This is a genomic window from Streptomyces sp. BK022, from assembly GCF_004217355.1.
GTDB classification, from domain to species: Bacteria; Actinomycetota; Actinomycetes; order Streptomycetales; family Streptomycetaceae; genus Streptomyces; species Streptomyces griseoluteus.
Window position 1 is genome coordinate 732,157 of sequence record NZ_SHKU01000002.1, and the last position, 16,034, is coordinate 748,190.

The 16,034-nt window shown below is 70.4% G+C and carries 15 protein-coding genes and 5 pseudogenes; 10 read left to right on the forward strand and 10 right to left on the reverse strand.

Going from position 1 to position 16,034, the window contains the following annotated elements; all coding sequences use genetic code 11:
- Nucleotides 1-75 precede the first annotated feature (75 nt).
- The 3 genes and pseudogenes from EV284_RS09475 to EV284_RS09485 all read left to right on the forward strand — a co-directional run bounded on the left by EV284_RS09475 (nucleotide 76) and on the right by EV284_RS09485 (nucleotide 2,241).
- Nucleotides 76-986 (forward strand): annotated as a pseudogene (locus tag EV284_RS09475) (aminoglycoside phosphotransferase family protein).
- 1 nt (nucleotide 987) lies between these two features.
- Nucleotides 988-1,661, forward strand: a pseudogene (locus EV284_RS09480) (class I SAM-dependent methyltransferase).
- A gap of 34 nt (nucleotides 1,662-1,695) precedes the next feature.
- Nucleotides 1,696-2,241, forward strand: a complete 546-nt coding sequence (locus EV284_RS09485) for an HAD domain-containing protein (RefSeq protein WP_130332233.1) — start codon at nucleotides 1,696-1,698, stop codon at nucleotides 2,239-2,241.
- Between the two features lie 120 nt (nucleotides 2,242-2,361).
- Here EV284_RS09485 and EV284_RS09490 read toward each other — a convergent pair whose 3' ends face one another.
- From EV284_RS09490 to EV284_RS09505, 4 genes and pseudogenes are all read right to left on the reverse strand, one after another.
- Complete coding sequence (locus tag EV284_RS09490) at nucleotides 2,362-2,934, reverse strand: hypothetical protein (protein WP_130332235.1); 573 nt, start codon at nucleotides 2,932-2,934, stop codon at nucleotides 2,362-2,364.
- Nucleotides 2,935-3,093: 159 nt separating this feature from the next.
- Complete coding sequence (locus EV284_RS09495; protein WP_130332237.1) at nucleotides 3,094-3,534, reverse strand: hypothetical protein; 441 nt, start codon at nucleotides 3,532-3,534, stop codon at nucleotides 3,094-3,096.
- A 57-nt stretch (nucleotides 3,535-3,591) separates the two neighbouring features.
- Nucleotides 3,592-5,287: pseudogene (locus EV284_RS09500) on the reverse strand (mobilization protein).
- Nucleotides 5,277-5,552 (reverse strand): annotated as a pseudogene (locus tag EV284_RS09505) (hypothetical protein); the annotation flags it as partial. The pseudogenes EV284_RS09500 and EV284_RS09505, both read right to left, overlap by 11 nt.
- Here EV284_RS09505 and EV284_RS09510 point away from each other — a divergent pair.
- A pseudogene (locus EV284_RS09510) lies at nucleotides 5,544-5,978 on the forward strand (site-specific integrase); the annotation flags it as partial. The pseudogenes EV284_RS09505 and EV284_RS09510 overlap by 9 nt on opposite strands.
- 7 nt (nucleotides 5,979-5,985) lie before the next feature.
- Here EV284_RS09510 and sodN read toward each other — a convergent pair.
- Nucleotides 5,986-6,381, reverse strand: coding sequence for a superoxide dismutase, Ni (gene sodN / locus EV284_RS09515; RefSeq protein WP_031181160.1), 396 nt, complete (start codon nucleotides 6,379-6,381; stop codon nucleotides 5,986-5,988).
- Nucleotides 6,382-6,525: 144 nt separating this feature from the next.
- Between sodN and sodX the strand changes: the two genes are divergently transcribed.
- A complete protein-coding gene (gene sodX, locus EV284_RS09520) occupies nucleotides 6,526-6,957 on the forward strand; it encodes a nickel-type superoxide dismutase maturation protease (protein ID WP_130332239.1) in 432 nt (143 codons plus the stop codon).
- On the opposite strand, the gene EV284_RS09525 is transcribed toward sodX, so the two are convergent.
- On the reverse strand, nucleotides 6,843-7,490 hold the full coding sequence (locus EV284_RS09525) for a CGNR zinc finger domain-containing protein (RefSeq protein WP_130332241.1): 648 nt from the start codon (nucleotides 7,488-7,490) through the stop codon (nucleotides 6,843-6,845). The genes sodX and EV284_RS09525 overlap by 115 nt on opposite strands.
- A gap of 101 nt (nucleotides 7,491-7,591) precedes the next feature.
- On the opposite strand from EV284_RS09525, the gene EV284_RS09530 reads away from it, so the two are divergent.
- Nucleotides 7,592-8,353: a class I SAM-dependent methyltransferase gene (locus EV284_RS09530; protein WP_242625632.1), complete on the forward strand. Its 762-nt coding sequence runs from the start codon at nucleotides 7,592-7,594 to the stop codon at nucleotides 8,351-8,353.
- Nucleotides 8,354-8,412: 59 nt separating this feature from the next.
- Here EV284_RS09530 and EV284_RS09535 read toward each other — a convergent pair whose 3' ends face one another.
- The 3 genes from EV284_RS09535 to EV284_RS09545 are packed head-to-tail and all read right to left on the reverse strand — an operon-like array spanning nucleotide 8,413 to nucleotide 11,133.
- Nucleotides 8,413-9,216, reverse strand: a complete 804-nt coding sequence (locus EV284_RS09535; RefSeq protein ID WP_278045814.1) for an amino acid ABC transporter ATP-binding protein — start codon at nucleotides 9,214-9,216, stop codon at nucleotides 8,413-8,415.
- Nucleotides 9,213-10,148 (reverse strand): amino acid ABC transporter permease, encoded by a 936-nt coding sequence (locus tag EV284_RS09540; protein ID WP_130332245.1) that lies wholly within the window; start codon nucleotides 10,146-10,148, stop codon nucleotides 9,213-9,215. The genes EV284_RS09535 and EV284_RS09540 overlap by 4 nt, the downstream gene beginning before the upstream one ends.
- A 37-nt stretch (nucleotides 10,149-10,185) precedes the next feature.
- Nucleotides 10,186-11,133 carry an ABC transporter substrate-binding protein gene (locus EV284_RS09545; protein WP_130332247.1) on the reverse strand — a complete coding sequence of 316 codons (948 nt, stop codon included), beginning with the start codon at nucleotides 11,131-11,133 and terminating at the stop codon, nucleotides 10,186-10,188.
- A 598-nt stretch (nucleotides 11,134-11,731) separates the two neighbouring features.
- Between EV284_RS09545 and EV284_RS09550 the strand changes: the two genes are divergently transcribed.
- The 4 genes from EV284_RS09550 (at nucleotide 11,732) to EV284_RS09565 (ending at nucleotide 14,970) form a co-directional block, all read left to right on the forward strand.
- Nucleotides 11,732-12,955 carry an NADP-dependent malic enzyme gene (locus EV284_RS09550; protein WP_130332249.1) on the forward strand — a complete coding sequence of 408 codons (1,224 nt, stop codon included), beginning with the start codon at nucleotides 11,732-11,734 and terminating at the stop codon, nucleotides 12,953-12,955.
- 171 nt (nucleotides 12,956-13,126) lie between these two features.
- On the forward strand, nucleotides 13,127-14,092 hold the full coding sequence (locus EV284_RS09555; RefSeq protein ID WP_130332251.1) for a zinc-binding dehydrogenase: 966 nt from the start codon (nucleotides 13,127-13,129) through the stop codon (nucleotides 14,090-14,092).
- A 105-nt stretch (nucleotides 14,093-14,197) separates the two neighbouring features.
- Nucleotides 14,198-14,407: an HTH domain-containing protein gene (locus tag EV284_RS09560; RefSeq protein WP_030807538.1), complete on the forward strand. Its 210-nt coding sequence runs from the start codon at nucleotides 14,198-14,200 to the stop codon at nucleotides 14,405-14,407.
- Nucleotides 14,407-14,970 carry a Clp protease N-terminal domain-containing protein gene (locus tag EV284_RS09565; protein ID WP_130332253.1) on the forward strand — a complete coding sequence of 188 codons (564 nt, stop codon included), beginning with the start codon at nucleotides 14,407-14,409 and terminating at the stop codon, nucleotides 14,968-14,970. The genes EV284_RS09560 and EV284_RS09565 overlap by 1 nt, the downstream gene beginning before the upstream one ends.
- Before the next feature lie 22 nt (nucleotides 14,971-14,992).
- Here the strand turns inward: EV284_RS09565 and EV284_RS09570 are convergent, their stop codons facing one another.
- The gene (locus EV284_RS09570) at nucleotides 14,993-16,033 is read right to left on the reverse strand and encodes a PadR family transcriptional regulator (protein ID WP_130332255.1); all 1,041 of its coding nucleotides are present in this window, start codon (nucleotides 16,031-16,033) and stop codon (nucleotides 14,993-14,995) included.
- Between the last annotated feature and the right edge of the window lies 1 nt (nucleotide 16,034).

A 16,034-nucleotide genomic window follows, 5' to 3' on the forward strand; every position in this document is an offset into this window, starting at 1 on the left:
CACCACCCGATCAGGCTCCGGGGTGGGCCGGCACCCCTCGCCCGCCCCGGACGCCACCCACCGACCGGAGCCTCCATGAGCCCGAATCCCGCCGCCCAACTGCTCACCGACCTGCTCACCGCAGTGGGCCAGTCCACCGCCGTACGAGAGGAGGTGCGCGTGTGGTCCATGTCAGGCGTCGAGCGCGTGACCTACCCGGACGGCACCACGGCCATCTTCAAGTACGCGAAGAGGCCGTTCGACGGAGAGGACCAGGCCCTCCGCCTGGCCCGGACCCTCGGTGTTCCCGTCCCTCAGGTCCACGCCTCCGACGTTGTGGACGGCTGGCTCGGCATGCTCATGGAGGACCTTGGGCCGTCGAGCCGTGAGGCCGATGACCTGGACGGCGTCGTCGCGGCCGTGGTCCTGCACGGCGCCCGTACGGCTCCGTCCTTGCCCGTGCTCGACGAAGAGCGGCTGCGCTCGCTGCCGACGCGAGCGCTGGAGCATCTCGAACGGCTGCGCAAGGCCGACCGTGGCAGGACGCCGACGACGTCGAGGATGCGCTCGACCGGATCGCCCAGGCCGCCACCGCCCGCTCGGCCGGAGCGACGCTGGCACCCTTCGGCTGGGCGCACTCCGAGTTCCACCCCACCAGCCTCCACATCGGAGAGCACGGCTGGCGGCTGCTCGACTTCGCCCGCGCCTTCACCGGCCCCGGCCTGCTCGACCTCGCCAGCTGGCACGGAACCATCGAACCCCCGCACCCTGTACGCCTGCGCGTCTTCCTGGAGCAGTACGTCACCGCCGGCGGCACCCCCGACGCCCTCGCCCCGCGCGGCGGGCTCACCGCCGAGAACTGGGCCCTGGGCTGGCACCGCATGTGGGCCGTCGAGTGGTTCATGGAGCAGTCCGTCCGCTGGATCAACGACTCGGCCACCGACCTCGCCTACCTCAAGGCCGTCCGCCGCCACCTCACCGACGTCCTCCACCTCCTGGAGATCTGACGTGCTCGCCCAGGCATCCCCCTGGCACGCCCACGCCCTCCAGCGCACCGCCGCCGGACTCGCCGAACCTCTGGCCGTACCCGCCCGGATGGAATGGACGACGAGACCGGGCCAAGGTCCCGGCGCCGACGTCCTCGGCCCCGACCTGCGCGGCAAGCGACTCCTGGAACTCGGCTGCGGCCCCGGCCACAACGCCGCCCACCTCGCCACACGCCACGGCGCCCACGTCACCGGCGTCGACCTGGTCGGCCTCCAGGTCCGCCGCGCCCGCTCCCACTACGGACGGCTGAACAACCTCACCTTCATCGCCAGCCACGCCCTGCACTACCTGCACGCCACCGACGAGCAGTTCGACGCGATCTACTCCGTCTTCGGCGCCGTCGGCCTCGTCGCCCCCGAACTCCTGCTCCCGGCCATCGCCCAACGCCTCACGCCCGGGCGAGTGCTCGCCTTCTCTGTCCCCCACCCGCAGCGCGGCGGCCGAAGCCCTGCTGACGACGACCGCCCCTGCCCGACCGCACCCGGCTCCCCATCGCCCGCTGGGAGTTCGACACCGACCGCTGGGAGAAGCACCTCAGCCTGGCCGGCTTCTGGCTCACCTCGGCCCAGGAGTTCCACGACCCCCGCATGGGCCACTGGCCCACCACCCTGCTGATCCGCGCCCGCAAGCTCTGACCAGCCACTCACCCCGGCTTCCCCGGAGGAACCGATGCGCCCGCCCTACCTGCTCCTCGACATCGACGGCGTCCTCATACCCTTCCTCAACGCGGACGGCTCGATTCCGGCCACCCACGCCCGCCACGACGTCGTCCCCACCGGCCGCAGCGCCGACAACCCGGTCACCGTCTGGCTCAACCCCGACCACGGCCGCCTTCTCATGGACGTGATCCGCACCGGCCTGGTCACCCCGGTCTGGTGCACCAGCTGGCGGCAGGACGCCACCACCCTCATCGGGCCCCTTCTCGACCTCCCGGCCCTGCCGCACGTCGACCTGCCGCGTCCGCAGATCACCACCAGCCACCCCAACGGCTACCTCTGGAAGCGCGACCACGTCGACGCCTGGCTGCGCGACGCCCCCGCAGTCTGGATCGACGACGACTTCACCAGCCTCGACCACGCCTGGGCGGCAGAGCGCACCGCCAAGGGAACGCCAACTCTCCTCGTTCAACCCGACCCGCACCTCGGGCTACAGCCCGAGCACCTGACTGAGGTCACGACGTGGGTCGCGCAGTTACCCGTAGCCCGAGCCGCCTGACGACTGATGCCCTCGCTGCCACGGACAGCGAGGGCATCAGGGTGCATAACGGGCGGCCCGAACGCGACCTCGACTGGTGGGCTGGCGTATTCGGGCCTCCTCGTCATGAGTCACGCCACGTCAGGCCGTCGACCCGTTGAGGCGGTACTCCTCGGAGGGCATCGAGTCCCATTCGGTATTCGCGCCGTCGCGCGTCACCATGAACAACGGGCGCGATCGGAGGACCGGCCCGACTAGTTGCCCGCGCATGACGACCCCGGGATCATCCGGTCCTGCGTAGCCCTCGGGCGTGTAGCGGAAGTACACGTCCATTGCCTCGGCATACGCGATTGCGTCGCTCTCCAGCTCCGACAGGTCTCGCCCGACCAGCGGGATTCCGTCGTATACGACCTGGGGACCGTACACGGCGTCGACAGCAATGCAGAAGAGGCCCACAGCTTGACTCACATAGGTTGTGACGGCAGATGGAGAAGGAGCCGCCCCGCGACGGCGGACCTCGACCTTCCATGTCGGCGAGAAGATCGCGTGGTCCGGTGCACAATTGCTGACCTTCGTCTGGCCGAGTGTCTCAGCCGCCTCGACCACTTCGTCGACGGTCATACCGAACCGGAGCGGTCCCACGCCGGCAGCCGGCGCATAGGACCACTCGTCCCGTCCGGCGACTCCGAAATCGGCTTCGGCCTTGAACGCCATAGTCGCCCCTCTAGAGACACCTGAGAACTCACCGGCGCCCATCATGTCAATCACCGACCAGCAGGCTGCCGGGCGCGAAAGGCTATGAACTCAGCGATCGCCTCCGGCGACGGCTTCCGGTGCCCACGCAAGGGTTGGATAACGGGCCCCGCTGATCGTCTACGAGGTCGCTGACCTGGCGGCCGACGACTGCGGAGTGGGCCACGGCTGGTCGTCAGGTGTCGTTCCGGGGCGGCCGGCCAGTACGTAGTCGTGGTACTCATCGCCCGCCATGGACTGGTTCACCCAGCGTTTGAGTGAGGCTCCGGTTTGACTCTCGGCAGCACGCATGGCAGCAAGCGGCTCACTCGTGGTTGCCAAGAGCAGGCCGAAATCCTCTTCCTCGTCGTCGAACAACGGCGGCAGCGAATCCAGGTCGCCCGTCAGGGGTTCGCAGTCGAGAGCGGCGTGGAGGTAGACCTCGTAGGAACCTTGGGCCGGTCGTATTTCGACCCAGCGGACCCCCGGCCTCTCGGGGGTTCCAGCCGGTCCGAGGAACTGCTCGACGGAACGCCCCCGCTTGAGGGCGCGGAGGATGAATGGTTCTGCGAGATAGCGCACGCCGGAAGGCTACGGCGTGATGAGGATGCGCATCCGCAGAAGAGCATCTGACCCGGGTCAGCGGTGCCGACTGCGCTCTTCGGGCCTCGTGGCCGCTGGTGTGGCCGGAGGGCGCGGCGTGGCGGACATGGACGACGTTCCGCTGGTGGTGCTTCGGCTGCGAGCCGCTTGCGTCCGCCGGTTCGGTTGAGCCGTGATCCGCCAGTTGAGAACCTCGGCGGGGTGCTCGGCGCTGTCGAGCTCTCGTTGGGTGCCCACCTCCCCCAGAAGGCGTCGGGGGTTGTGGCCCGCGGTCTCGGCGTGGGCGAGGGTGGTGGTCAGGGCGGTCCAAGTGGGGTCGGCGAGGATTCGGTCGGCGTGGTCGGGGAGGGCCGCGCGAACGTCCTGCTCGAAGCGGATGGTGGTCGCGGCTCGTGGTGCGCGGCGGGCCAAGTCCGCCAAAACGGGGGTGGCGGCCTGCTGGTAGCCCGCCTGGAGGTGGCGGAGGGCTTCTTCGGCCGCTGCCGCCTGCTGTTCGTGGCCGCGTTGCTCGTGCCACTTGGCGGCGGCGCGGGGCAGGTGCACGGTGGCGAAGAGCAGGGCGATGGCGAGTCCGCCCGGCTCGCTGGAGGTATAGGCGAGTTCCTTGGCGGCCTTGCGCAGGGCGGTGACGGCCTGGTGGTCGGCGCGGATGGCGGAGCGTCGGGCGCGGTTGAACGCCATCGCCGCCGCTCGTAGTTCCGCCCTGTGTGGGCCGGTTGTGGCGCTGGCGATGTTGTACAGGGCATCGCCGAAGGCGGCCAGGTGGCCCTGGGCGGCGGCATCGTCACCGAAGTCGAGGACGGTGCGTGCCGTATGTATGGCGGTGGTGGTGTGGCGCCATGGGTCGGCGGGGTCCGCCACATACCGCGGGTGCTCGGCTATCTGCTGGTCGGGGAGGCGTTCGCGTAGGCGGTTGATGGAGAGGTCGGGGGCGAGTTTGGAGCCGCCGTACCAGACGGGTTCGCCAGCCGCGTTGGTGTCGCCGGGTGCGGCGAGGCTGTAGCCGATGACGTCGCCGGTGTCGGGACCGAGGCGTGTTTTGACCTTGATGCCGAGGGACTGGAAGCACGGTGAAGTAGTCGGCCTCGTTGTGTACGGCGGCGGCGACCGCGTATGCCTGCTCGCGCAGCCAGTGCCGTGCCGTGACCGTCTGGCCCTGGCGTTCCGCCTTGGCGCGTTCGGCGCCGGTGGGGGTGCGGGGTGCGGTGAGGTCGCCGGACTTCAGGCGGCGCAGGCCGAACTCTGCTTCGATCTTGCGGCACTCGGCTTGGGCCCGCTGTCCGTCGCGGTGGGTGCGGGGGCGGCGTCCGTCGGCGCGGACGATGGTGGCCATGATGTGGATGTGGTCGTCGGCGTGGCGCACGGCGATCCACCGGCATGCCTTCTCGTCGCCTTCGGGGGCGATGCCTGTAGCGTGAATGATGCGGCAGGCGACCTCGGCCCACTCGGTGTCGGTGAGGTAGCGGTCGCCGGGTGCGGTGCGGACGGGGCAGTGCCAGACGTGCTGGGGTGGTTTCTTGCCGTCCAGCTCGCGGGTGCGCAGGTCGACGTGGGTGTCGAGGCGCTTGGCGAGCTGGGTGTAGGTGGCTGCCGGGTCGCGGCCGGGGTCGGGGGCGCCGGCCTTGTCCCAGGCGGCGATGTGAGGGTTGGTGTGTTCGTCGCGGCGGCCGGGGCCGAAGAGGTAGGCGATCAGTCCGCGGGTGTCGGAGCCGGTGGAGACGTCAGGAACTATGCGCGGTGCCTTCCGTCAGGAGCTGGTCGATCAGTCGGTAGCTGCTCTCGGCTGCTTGCTCGACGCGGTCCAGCACCGCCTCGGCGCGCTCGGGCACGGTTCCTCGGTGGATGGCTGCGGTGATCTGGTTGAGGTTGCCGCCGATGCGGTTCAGCGCGACCGTGTGTGCCTCGACGGCCTCGATCAGCGGGCGGAGAGGATCGTCCTCCGGGCTGCCGACCAGCCCCGCCTTGCCCAGGGCGACGGCGAGGGCGGCGTCACCGACGCCCTCCTCGCGCATCTCGCCGCACGCCCCTCCAAGGAGTGGCTGTTCGCGATGGAGGAGGGGGAGCCGCTCAACTACCGGCGCTGGAAGACCGAGTGGAACTGCGCCCGCAGGGCGCTCCAGGCGGAGGAGAGCAAGGCGGCCAAGCGCGGGGGCCGCAAGGCCGTCGAGCTGCCGCACATGGTCACCCATGACCTGCGGCACTTCTACGCCTCCGCGCTCATCGCCGGCGGCGCGAGCGTCAAGCAGGTGCAGCTCGTCCTCGGGCACGCGTCCGCCGTCATCACGCTGCGGATCTACGCGCACCTCTGGCCCGGGGAAGAAGACCGCACCCGGGCCGTCATGGACGCCGTGCTCGGCGGCCTGCGGACCGGGTGCGGACTGGTAGGCAGTCAAACTCGCGAAAGTGCAGGTCAGACGGCCTAGAGGGAGATCAAGCCTTCTTGGTCTCCCAGAAGATCTTGTCGATCTGGGCGATGTAGTCCAGGGCCTTCTGGCCCGTCGCCGGGTCCGTGGAGGCCTTGGCGGCGGAGAGGGCCTTGACGGCCTCGTTGACGAGCGTGTGCAGCTCGGGGTAGCTCTCGAAGTGCGGCGGCTTGAAGTAGTCGCTCCAGAGCACGTCCAGGTGGTGCTTGGCCAGCTCGGCGCGCTGCTCCTTGATCACCGTGGCACGGATCTGGAAGTGCAGGTCGTCGTTGGCGGCCATCTTCTCCTGGATGGCCTTCACCGACTCCGCCTCGATGCGGGCCTGGGCGGGGTCGTACACACCGCAGGGCAGGTCGCAGTGGGCGCTGACCTTGACCTTGGGGGCAAACAGGCGGGAAAGCATGGAGCGTTCCTTCCTCGTGATCGTCTTCTCAGGTGGGACATTACTCCCTGAGGGACGGGTTTTCCCGAGTGCCCCCCAGGGCTTAGGACAAAAGTCCGGGGTCAGACTGAGACTGTGGGGATACGGACCGGGGAGGTGCCGGGGATGCCGGAGCTGTCGCAGGACACCGAGCGGGGCCGAGCGCTGCCGCCCTTCGGCCTTGCCGAGGTCACGGGCCCCTCCATGGTGCCCACGCTCCACCACGGGGACCGCCTGCTGCTGCGGTACGGCGTTCCCGTCCGGCCGGGACAGATCGTCGTCCTGCGCCACCCCTTCCAGCAGGACCTGCTGGTCGTCAAGCGTGCGGTCGAGCGGCGCGAGGGCGGCTGGTGGGTGCTCGGCGACAACCCGTACGCGGGCGGGGACAGCACCGACTACGGGGTCGTGCCCGAGGAGCTGATCCTCGGGCGGGCCTGGCTGCGCTACCGGCCGCCCGCCGGCCGGCGCTCGCCGCTGGCGGTCGTGCGCTGGGCGTTCTCCGCGGCCAGACCGCTGTTCTCGGACCGGTCGGCGGCCAGGCGCTTCCGGGCGCGGTAGGCGGCGACGTTCGCGCGGGTGGCGCAGCGGTCGGAGCAGTAGCGGCGGGAGCGGTTGGTGGAGGTGTCCAGGTAGGCGTTCCGGCAGGGGGCGGCCTGGCACAGGCCCAGCCGGTCGACGCCGTACTCGGTGAGATGGAACGCCAGTCCCATCGCGGCGATGGCCGCGTAGCCCGCGGTCGCGTTCGACGGGTGATCGGCCAGGTGCATGTGCCACAGCGGGCGGCCGTCGTCGTCGCGGAAGTCGTGGCCGGAGATCTGCGGGCTGACCGGGAACTCCAGCAGCAGGGAGTTCAGCAGGTCCACGGCCAGCGTCTCGTCCCCCTCGTCCGCCGCCTCGAACACCGAGCGCAGCCGGGCGCGGACCGAGCGGAAACGCGTGACATCGGCGTCGGTGGCGCGGCGGGCCGCCGACGCGTTCACGTCGAAGAGGTCGCGTACGGCCTCCACCGAGGTCAGGGAGTCCTTGCCCTGGCCCGGCTCCTCGCTGTTGACGAGGCGTACGGCGTAGTCCGAGTAACGGGCCAGTTCCACTTGTAGTCCTTACTGGGGCGCTCTATGGTCGTGTCTGCGGTCGGGTAATGGCCGGACGCACTTCCAGGGTATTACGCGTGCGCGGAAGGGGATGGGGAATCGTGACCACCATAGGTACGGGCACGGACTGGGCCGCCTGGCAGGAGAGCTGGGACCGGCAGCAGGAGTGGTACATGCCCGACCGCGAGGAGCGGTTCCGCGTCATGCTCGACATGGTGGAGGCGTTCGCCGGCAGCGCCCCGCGCGTGCTCGACCTCGCCTGCGGTACGGGCACGATCACCGCGCGGCTGCTGGCGCGGTTCCCGGAGGCGACCAGCACCGGGGTCGACCTCGACCCGGCGCTGCTCGCCATCGCGCGCGGTACGTTCGCGGGCGACGACCGGGTGACCTTCGTCGAGGCCGACCTCAAGCACGCCGACTGGCCGGCGGCGCTGCCGTACGACGCCTACGACGCCGTGCTCACCGCCACCGCCCTGCACTGGCTGCACACCGAGCCGCTCACCGTGCTGTACGGGCAGCTCGCGGGGCTGGTACGGGAGGGCGGGGTGTTCATGAACGCCGATCACATGGCCGACGAGTCCACGCCCCGGATCAACGCCGCCGAACGTGCCCAGCGGCACGCGCGGATGGACCGGGCCAAGCGGGACGGGGCCCTCGACTGGGCCGAGTGGTGGCAGCTCGCCGCCCAGGACCCGGTCCTCGCCGGCCCCACCGCCCGCCGCTTCGAGATCTACGGCGAACACGCCGACGGCGACACCCCGTCCGCCGCCTGGCACGCCTCCGCCCTCCGCGAGCAGGGCTTCGGCGAGGCCCGGCCGGTGTGGTGCTCGCCCTCGGACTCCCTGGTGCTCGCGCTGAAGTGACGCAACGAAGAGGGGCGGTACGGGATGACCCGTACCACCCCTCGGTGTGTCCGTGACGGCTACAGCACCTTCGACAGGAACGACTGGGTGCGTTCGTGCTGCGGGTTGGTGAGGACGTCCCGGGGGTGGCCGGACTCGACGACCACGCCGCCGTCCATGAAGACCAGGCTGTCGCCGACCTCGCGGGCGAAGCCCATCTCGTGGGTGACGACGACCATCGTCATGCCGGACTCGGCGAGGTCGCGCATGACGTCGAGGACGTCACCGACCAGCTCCGGGTCGAGCGCCGACGTGGGCTCGTCGAAGAGCATCAGCTTGGGCTCCATGGCGAGGGCCCGGGCGATCGCCACGCGCTGCTGCTGGCCGCCGGAGAGCTGGGAGGGGTAGTTGCCCGCCTTGTCGCCGAGGCCCACCCGCTCCAAGAGCTGCATCGCCTGCTCCTGCGCCGCCCGCCTGGAGACGCCCTTGACCTGCACGGGCGCCTCGGCGACGTTCTCCGCGGCCGTCATGTGCGGGAAGAGGTTGAAGCGCTGGAAGACCATGCCGATGTCCCGGCGCTTCAGCGCGACCTCGCTGTCCCGCAGCTCGTACAGCTTGTCGCCCTTCTGGCGGTAGCCGACCAGCTCGCCGTCGACGTACAGGCGCCCGGCGTTGACCTTCTCCAGGTGGTTGATGCACCTCAGGAAGGTCGACTTGCCGGAGCCGGAGGGGCCGATGAGGCAGAACACCTCGCCCGGCTTCACCTCCAGGTCGATGCCCTTGAGGACCTCCACCGCGCCGAAGGACTTGTGCACGCCCTCGGACTTCACCATCGGCACGACCGCCTTCGGCGGGGTGTCGCTCTTGCTCAGCTTGTCGCTCATGCCGCGCCTCCCTTCGGACGGCCCAGGGAGAACATGTTCGCCTTCACCTTCTGCCAGGGAGTGTCCGGCAGTTGTCGGCTGGAGCCGCGGGCGTAGTAGCGCTCGATGTAGTACTGGCCGACGCTCAGGATGGAGGTCATGATCAGGTACCACGCGGCGGCGAGGAAGTACATCTCCACCGGAGCGCCCGAGTTCTGTCCGATGTCCTGGGCATAGCGGAAGAGTTCGGGATACTGGACGGCCGCCACGAGCGAGGTCGTCTTCAGCATGTTGATCACTTCGTTGCCCGTGGGCGGCACGATCACGCGCATCGCCTGCGGGATCACGACCCGGCGCAGCGTCTTGGCGTGGCTCATGCCCAGCGCGTGGGACGCCTCGGTCTGGCCCTCGTCCACCGCGAGCAGGCCGGCGCGGCAGATCTCCGCCATGTACGCGGCCTCGTTGAGGCCGAGGCCGAGCAGCGCCGTCAGCAGCGGCGTCATGAAGTCCGACCAGTAGTTCTTGTAGATCGGACCCAGGTTGATGTACTCGAAGACGAGTCCCAGGTTGAACCACAGGAACAGCTGCACCAGCACGGGGGTGCCGCGGAAGAACCAGATGTAGAACCAGGCGATCGACGAGGTCACCGGGTTCTTCGACAGCCGCATCACCGCGAGGACGATGCCGCCCACGATGCCGATCACCATCGACAGGACCGTCAGCAGCAGGGTCTTGCCGACGCCGGTCAGGATGCGGTCGTCGAAGAAGTAGTCCGGGATCGCATGCCAGTTGATCTTGCCCTGGCTGAAGGCGTACACGATCGCCGCGAGCAGCGCGATGGCGATGACGGCGGACACGTAGCGCCCGTAGTGCTTGACCGGGATGGCCTTGATGGCCTCCGGCGCGGCCGGGGGAGCGCCCTTGCCCCCGGCCGTCTTCTCGATGTCAGTCACAGGTATTGCCTCTCGGTGGCCGCTGAGGTTCCGCGGATCACTTGCCGCCGTTGATCGCGGCTTCCTTGACGGCGCCGTCCTGCGCGCCCCACTTCTGGAGGATCTTCGCGTACTCGCCGTTCTTGATGATCGCGTTCAGCGCGGCCTTGAGGGCGTCACGCAGCTGCGTGTCCTTCTTGGCGACCGCGATGCCGTACGGGGCCGCCTCGACCTGGTCGCCCACGACCTCGAAGTCCTTGCCGCCGCCGGAGGTCTTCACCGCGTAGGCGGCGACCGGGAAGTCGGAGGAGGCGGCGTCCACACCACCGGAGCGCAGCCGGGTCTGGGACTGCTGGTCGTCGTCGAACGGCTCGATGCCGATCTTCTTGCCGGCCGGACACTTCTTGGTCTCCTGCTTGGCCAGGTCCTCGGAGACCGTGCCGCGCTGGACGGCGAGCTTCTTGCCGCACAGGTCCGACCAGTCGGTGATGCCCTTGGTCTCGCCCTTGCGCGTGTAGATGGAGACGCCCGCCGTCAGGTAGTCGACGAAGTCGACGCCCTCGCCGACCTTCTTGCCCGTGTCGGGGTCGACGCCCTCCTGGCGGTTCTTGTTGTCGGTCATCGCGGACATGGCCATGTTGAACCGGCCCGAGCGCAGACCGGTGAGCAGTCCGTCGAACGTGCCGTCCTCGAAGCTGAACTTCACACCGAGCTGGTCGCCGAGGGCGGTGGCGAGGTCCGGGTCGATGCCGACGACCTTGCCGGAGGAGTCCTTGAACTCGACCGGCGCGTAGTGGATGTCGGAACCGACCTTGATCTCGCCCTTGTTCCGGATGTCGGAGGGGAGCAGATCGGCGAGGGGCGCGGTGGAGGAGGCGCTGCCGGAGTCCTTGCCCTTGGTCTGGTCACCGCAGCCGGTGAGGAGCAGGGTGCCCGCGACCGCGATCGCACCGGCCGCTGCGATCCGGGACCGTGCGGTCGTACGACGGGTGGAGCTTGCGGTCATCGTGGTTCCTCCGGCGGATGGGAAGAGAAGACGTACCGATGGGGTCGACGAGAACACACACCTTCGGGTGCCGCGACCTCGTGGGTTTACGGCATCCTGCCATTCGGACTACGCCATTCAGGGGCGTCACAATGTCAAAATCGGATAACGGGTGACCGAGAACCGGATCAGGTCGGTACATCCGCGCTCCATTCGCACCGGATGATCTGCGGAAATACGGTGTTCACACCGGAAGATCCGCAGGGGGTCTCACGATCCGGACGGCCGGTGTGCGGCGATTGAGGGGATTCGCCGGGCGGTTGAGGTTCCTCTGAGGTGCGGCCGCGGGCCCTCTGTGCGAGGGGTGTGCGGAGGCGGCGGAGGGCCGGGCGGCATTCCGGGGCGACATGTGACCTTGCGCCTAATGGACTCGTGGTCCGCCCGTCCGTCCGGTATGAAGGTTCTTTACACCCCTCATCCGGGGCTCAGGGCGCGTGTGCGGCGCGCCCGTCGCGTATGTGCTCGTACGTATCCGTCAATCGAGCCGTGCGCGGTGCCCGCCCACTCCTCACCCGGAGTGGTCGACCCTCAACCATGCATACCTAAGGGGTAAGACAAAGTGGCAGCGGAGATCGTCAATCCTCGCAGCGACAGCGGTGCCGGACCGGAGGGCGGGGCCGAGCCCCTGGACTCCTTCGACCCCGCGTTCGCGCTGCACCGCGGCGGCAAGATGGCCGTGCGGGCCACCGTGCCGATCCGGGACACGGAAGACCTTTCCCTCGCGTACACCCCCGGCGTCGCGCGCGTGTGCACCGCGATCGCGGAAACGCCGGAGCTGGTCAACGACTACACCTGGAAGTCCTCGGTCGTCGCCGTCGTCACCGACGGCACGGCCGTGCTCGGTCTCGGGGACATCGGTCCCGAGGCGTCCCTCCCCGTGATGGAGGGCAAGGCGATCCTGTTCAAGCAGTTCGGCGGGGTCGACGCGGTGCCGATCGCCCTCGACTGCACCGGAGTCGACGAGATCGTGGAGACCGTCGTCCGGCTCGCCCCCTCCTTCGGCGGGGTGAACCTGGAGGACATCTCCGCGCCGCGCTGCTTCGAGATCGAGCGGCGCCTGCAGGAGCGGCTGGACATCCCGGTCTTCCACGACGACCAGCACGGCACCGCCGTCGTCACGCTGGCGGCGCTGCGCAACGCGGCCCGGCTCAGCGGGCGCGAGATCGGGCAGCTCCGCGTCGTCATCTCCGGGGCCGGGGCGGCCGGGGTCGCCATCGCCCGGATGCTGATCGAGGCCGGCATCGGGGACGTGGCGGTCGCCGACCGCAAGGGCGTCGTCTCCGCCGACCGGACCGACCTGACCGACGTCAAGCGGGAGTTGGCCTCCTTCACCAACAAGGCCAAGCTCACCGGCACGCTGGAGGACGCGCTGGCCGGCGCCGACGTGTTCATCGGCGTCTCCGGCGGCACGGTCTCCGAGGAGGCGGTCGCCTCGATGGCGAAGGGCGCCTTCGTGTTCGCCATGGCCAACCCGAACCCCGAGGTGCACCCCGAGGTCGCGCACAAGTACGCGGCCGTCGTCGCCACCGGGCGCTCGGACTTCCCGAACCAGATCAACAACGTGCTCGCCTTCCCGGGCATCTTCGCCGGTGCGCTCCAGGTGCGGGCCTCCCGGATCACCGAGGGCATGAAGATCGCCGCAGCCGAGGCGCTCGCCGCCGTCGTCGGCGACGACCTCTCCGCCGACTACGTGATCCCCTCCCCGTTCGACGAGCGGGTCGCCCCCGCGGTCACGGCCGCCGTCGCTGCCGCGGCCCGCGCGGAGGGTGTCGCCCGGCGCTGACGCCCGCGCGCGAGCGTCCGCCGGTAACGGCCCCGCCCCTCGTGGGGCGGGGCCGTTACCGCGTCCCGAGGGCTCGCTCTGCCGGACCGGGTGGGTCGCCGCGCGCAAGAGGGTGTGTGTCACACCGTCGGGCGGTTCCTTCGGGGCGGGGCGGAATCTATCGTCGACGGCATGTTCGCCGCCTATGCCGCCCGGATCGACCGTGATCAGCCGCTCTCGGGCCTGGAGTTGGGGGAGCGCCCGGCCCCCGAGGCCCGGCCGGGCTGGAGCACCGTCGACGTCCGTGCCGCCTCCCTCAACCATCACGACCTCTGGTCCCTGCGGGGCGTCGGGCTCCCCGAGGACCGGCTGCCGATGATCCTCGGCTGTGATGCCGCCGGGATCGACGAGGACGGCAACGAGGTCGTCCTGCACTCCGTCATCGGCCAGAGCGGCTACGGGGTCGGCCCCCGCGAGCCCCGCTCCATCCTCACCGAGCGCTATCAGGGCACCTTCGCCGAGCAGGTCGCCGTCCCCACCTGGAACGTGCTGCCCAAGCCGAAGGAGCTCTCCTTCGCCGAGGCCGCCTGCCTGCCCACCGCCTGGCTGACCGCGTACCGGATGCTGTTCACCAACGCCGGGGTGCGGCCCGGTGACTCGGTGCTGGTCCAGGGCGCCGGCGGGGGCGTCGCCACGGCCGCCATCGTGCTCGGCCGGGCCGCCGGGCTGCGGGTCTTCGCCACCAGCCGGGACGAGGCCAAGCGGAAGCGGGCACTGGAGCTCGGCGCCGTCGAGGCCGTGGAGCCGGGGGCGCGGCTGCCGCAGCGGGTGGACGCCGTCATCGAGACCGTGGGCGCCGCGACCTGGTCGCACTCCATCAAGTCCCTGCGTCCCGGCGGCACCGTCGTGATCTCCGGCGCCACCAGCGGCGACCGCCCCTCGCACGCCGAGCTGACCCGGATCTTCTTCCTCGAACTCAAGGTCGTGGGTTCCACCATGGGCACCAAGGACGAGCTGGAGGACCTGCTCGCCTTCTGCGCCACGACCGGGGTGCGCCCCGTCATCGACGAGATCCTCCCGCTGGACCGTGCCCGCGAGGGCTTCGAACGGCTGGAGTCCGGCGAGCACTTCGGGAAGATCGTGCTGAGCAACTCCTGAACTCCGCGAAAGAACGGGCGGGTCCGGACGCCGGGCCCGCCTTTTCGCGTACCACCTTGTCAACTTGGGTTGACATCACGCGTCGTGTCAACCTAGGTTGACATCATGACGGATGCAACGGATCTCGCCCAGCGGGCCGGTGACCGCGATCCGCGAGTCGGGCTGCGGGCCGTGGCCGCGCTGCGCAGGCTGCTGGAGCAGCTGGAGGCGGTGCAGGTGCGCGGGGCGCGCAATCAGGGCTGGTCGTGGCAGGAGATCGCCGCCGAGCTGGGTGTCAGCAGGCAGGCCGTGCACAAGAAGTACGGGAGGCAGTGATGTTCGAACGCTTCACCAAGGACGCCCGTGAGGTCGTCCAGGGCGCGGTCGCCCACGCGGAACGAGCGGGCGTACGGTCCGTCGGCGCCGAACATCTGCTGCTCGCCCTCCTCGACCGCGAGGGCAGCCGGGCCTCCTTCGCCTTCGCCGCGCTCGGCCTCGCCGAACGCAGGGACTCCTTGCGCGAGGCGCTGGCCGAGGCGCGGCGCCGGGCGGGCCTGACCCGCGCGGACGCGGACGCCCTCGCCGGACTCGGGATCGACCTCTCGGAGATCGTCTCCAGGACCGAGGAGGCGCACGGCGCCGGCGCCCTGTCCGGAGACCGCCGCGACACGGGCGGCCGGCCGGGCCGGCGGACCTTCGAGCGGGACGCCAAGGACGTGCTGGAGGGGGCGCTGCGCGCCGCCGTCGGCCGCCGTGACCGGCGCATCGGCGACGAGCACCTCCTGCTCGCCCTCACCGTGCGCCCCGGAGTCCCCGCCGAGGTGCTCGCCGACCACGGCGTGACGCAGGAGTCGCTGCGACGGGTCCTGTACGGCGAGGGGACCGCGCAGGCGGGCTGACCGGAGCCCTCTGCCGACGGGCTCAGACCTTCGGGCCGTCGAGTATCGCGCCGATATGGGCCGCCGCCGTCGACAGATGGCGGCGGACGTCCTGGAGCTGGGTCTCGGTGACGCCGTGGTCGCGGGCCGCGTCCCGGACGCCGTCCCGGAAGCGGTCCAGCAGTCGGTCCAGGTCGCGGGCGGGGTCGCCGGTGAGCGGCTCATGGGTCCAGGCCGGCTGGTACTCCATCGGGAAGTCCGGCGGGGTCTCGGAGTAGTCCGGGCCGGGCTTGGCCTTGGCACTCCCGGTGCCCGCCGTGCCGGTCCGCCGGGCGTCCTCCTTGCCGAAGTCGCCGAAGTTGCCGAACTCCCGCGCCAGTTCGGCCAGACCCTCGCGGACGCCGGTCGGCCAGTCGCCACGGGTGAAGTGGTCCTGCACCCGCTCCTGGACCCGGCCCGCGAGACGGCGCATCTCCTCCTGGGCCCGGGCGTTGGCCCGCGACTGAGCCTCCTGGGCCTGGCGCCGGGCCTGCTGGGCCTCCTCGCGTGCGCGGCGGCTCTCGTCCTTGGCGCGCCGGGCCTGCTCCTTCCACTCCTGCTTGGCGCGGCGCATCTCCTCCTTGGCGGTCCGCCACGCCTCGGAGTCGCTCCGGGTGCCCGGTTCGTCAGAGGGGCCGGTGGCGCCCGCCCTGCCCGCGCGGGTACGGGAGGCGGCCGCGCGCATCTCGCGCCGGAGGTCGCCCGCGGCGCCCCGGACGTCTGCCTTGATCTCGGCGGCGAGCTCCGCGACGGACTCGCCGATCTCCATTTCCAGGTCGGCCAGTTCACCGCTGCGCTCGGCCAGCTCGGCGCGGCCCGCGGCGGTGATCGAGTAGACCTTGCGGCCGCCCTCGGTGGTGTGGGTGACCAGGCCCTCGGCCTCCAGCTTCGCCAGGCGCGGGTAGACCGTGCCGGCCGAGGGGGCGTACAGGCCCTGGAAGCGCTCTTCGAGGAGCCGGATCACCTCGTAGCCGTGGCGCGGGGCCTCGTCGAGCAGCTTGAGGAGGTACAGGCGGAGGCGGCCGTGGGCGAAGACGGGGGGCATG

Excerpts from the sequence above, each read along its gene's own strand:
- EV284_RS09485 (WP_130332233.1), top strand. The coding sequence starts at position 1,696 with ATGCGCCCGCCCTACCTGCTCCTCGACATCGACGGCGTCCTCATACCC.
- EV284_RS09490 (WP_130332235.1), bottom strand. The coding sequence starts at position 2,934 with ATGGCGTTCAAGGCCGAAGCCGATTTCGGAGTCGCCGGACGGGACGAG.
- sodN (WP_031181160.1), bottom strand. The coding sequence starts at position 6,381 with ATGCTTTCCCGCCTGTTTGCCCCCAAGGTCAAGGTCAGCGCCCACTGC.
- sodX (WP_130332239.1), top strand. The coding sequence starts at position 6,526 with ATGCCGGAGCTGTCGCAGGACACCGAGCGGGGCCGAGCGCTGCCGCCC.
- EV284_RS09535 (WP_278045814.1), bottom strand. The coding sequence starts at position 9,216 with ATGAGCGACAAGCTGAGCAAGAGCGACACCCCGCCGAAGGCGGTCGTG.
- EV284_RS09545 (WP_130332247.1), bottom strand. The coding sequence starts at position 11,133 with ATGACCGCAAGCTCCACCCGTCGTACGACCGCACGGTCCCGGATCGCA.
- EV284_RS09555 (WP_130332251.1), top strand. The coding sequence starts at position 13,127 with ATGTTCGCCGCCTATGCCGCCCGGATCGACCGTGATCAGCCGCTCTCG.
- EV284_RS09560 (WP_030807538.1), top strand. The coding sequence starts at position 14,198 with ATGACGGATGCAACGGATCTCGCCCAGCGGGCCGGTGACCGCGATCCG.
- EV284_RS09565 (WP_130332253.1), top strand. The coding sequence starts at position 14,407 with ATGTTCGAACGCTTCACCAAGGACGCCCGTGAGGTCGTCCAGGGCGCG.
- EV284_RS09570 (WP_130332255.1), bottom strand. The coding sequence starts at position 16,033 with ATGCCCCCCGTCTTCGCCCACGGCCGCCTCCGCCTGTACCTCCTCAAG.